Origin of the sequence: Vogesella mureinivorans (assembly GCF_007644035.1) — a bacterium.
In the GTDB taxonomy this organism is placed as follows: domain Bacteria; phylum Pseudomonadota; class Gammaproteobacteria; order Burkholderiales; family Chromobacteriaceae; genus Vogesella; species Vogesella mureinivorans.
In genome coordinates, this window is the sequence record NZ_VMTV02001043.1 from 1 (window position 1) to 1,806 (window position 1,806).

The following is a 1,806-nucleotide window of genomic DNA, read 5'->3' on the forward strand; positions in this document are numbered from 1 at the left end:
TCGGCGTCGGCCAGTAGCTTTTCCAGTCGCTTCTGCGAGTAGCGCTCACTGGCCGGCCGGCTGTTTCCGGGGCCGGCCATGGTCGTCAACCAATCGCCAGTTCGGCGCGGCGGTCGCGGTACAGGCCCAGAAGATCTTCGTGCGCCAGCGTGCCTTCGATCACGCGCAGCTCGTCGGCCATCACGTCGAGGGTGTCGATATCGGTGCAGGCGGCAATGCGGGCGGCGAAGCCTTCGGTATCGAAGGTTTGCTGGGCAGCAGCGGGCGCCTTTGATTTCAGCTCTGCTGCGCGGGCGTTGTAGGCATCGACACCAAGCTGATACTGTCCCTCTGGCAGCTCGGCCACCATGTGCTTGATGCGGTCCATATCTGCCTTGCCAGCTGCTTGCCGCAATTGCTCGGTGATCATGTCCAACGTTGGGGCTGGGAGTGCCTGAGTATTAGCGGCTGACTGAGCGGGCGCTTTACTTGCCAGCTTGCCTTTTAGCGCCTCGGTGCGTGTTGCGGGGCGGCTGGCTGCCTGCTCGGCTTGTGGCGTGATATCGCGCTCGGCGCGCGGATGCGTCTCCAGCTCTTCAGGGGTATACACACCCAGAATGGCGCCGGGCGTGTGGGCCCGAGCCCAGTTTTTCACCTGCAGATAGCCCAGCTGCTGCTTGGGATTGGTCTTCCACAGCGGCGAGTTTTTTACGGTGACGCTGGCGGCGCTGAGCCACTCGTTCCAGGTGATTTCGTTTTCCCCGCGGATCACGGCGCCCACGCGACACTGCACGTTCAGGCCGTCGCCTTGGTACTCATAATGGAATCGCCCAGTGATCGCGCCAGTTGCCTGAACAACGGCATTCACAAGCTGTGCCTCATAGCCAAGCTGACCATTCACCAGATGGGTTTTCTGAGCCACGGCAAACGGGTTCATCTTCCATTGCATGGCCTGCATCACAACTGCCATGCAGTCGCCGGGATTGCTGCGCAGATGTTGAGGTATGGTGGATTTTCCACTGGCCATGATCTCCGCCACCCGCATGATGCTATCGATGGTATTGCTATCCAGCACCATCGCCGTTGTAGAAGTCTGGTCGCCGTTATAAGCCGGCAACTGGTCGCCCTGATGTTCAATGATGTCGTTCATGCTGCTTCCTTCGCTTTCTTGAATCGGAAATCTACGTAGCTCACGGCACCAACCGTGTACTCCGCGCGCTTCACTTCTTTGCGGGTGAACTGGCTGCCGTCCGGCAGCAGGCCAATGGCGGCATTGCCCATCAGGTGCAGCAGATGGTTCTTGGCGCCGTCGGCGATGGTTTCGTACTGCTTCACCTGGGCCTTGGCCTCGGCCATTACCTGCTGCCAGTGGGTGGCGCTATCGGGCAGGATGATTTCCGTGCCGTCGGTGCCGGGGTATAGCTTGGCCATCAGGTCGCCGGTGGTGGCGTGGTCGTAATCCGGCTCTGGCGCCTTGCCGGTCTGGATGCGCTCCCAGAACTCGCCTTCGCGCTCGATCATCTGGCGGATCAGCTCGTCATCTCGGTGGATGTGGTAGATGCGGAATTCGGGGCCGGCCATCATCACAGCCAGGTCGCAAAGCTCGGCGTCGGTCACGGCCATGTAGTGCTGGCACTGGGCCAGATAGGAAATCGGTACTTCATCGGTACCATCTGGTCCCCACATCGTTTTGTCTACGAACCGCCCCAAGGCCGTCTTGCACTCCAGCAGTTTGCGGGTGCGAATCTGGCCCTTGTACTGCGGGCGTTTGTCACCTTCCCATACCAGCCGGTCGAGGTTGCCCAGCATCCAGTTATGTTGTGGGTG

2 protein-coding genes are annotated in these 1,806 nt (G+C 60.5%); both read right to left on the reverse strand.

Translation table 11 applies throughout. The features are described 5' to 3' along the window. Positions 1-85: 85 nt before the first annotated feature. Positions 86-1,129 (reverse strand): RecT family recombinase, encoded by a 1,044-nt coding sequence (locus tag FLQ44_RS22660; protein WP_206209118.1) that lies wholly within the window; start codon positions 1,127-1,129, stop codon positions 86-88. Further along, positions 1,126-1,806 (reverse strand): YqaJ viral recombinase family nuclease (locus tag FLQ44_RS22665; RefSeq protein ID WP_147696160.1); only part of this gene is annotated, 681 nt, incomplete at its 5' end. The genes FLQ44_RS22665 and FLQ44_RS22660, both read right to left, overlap by 4 nt.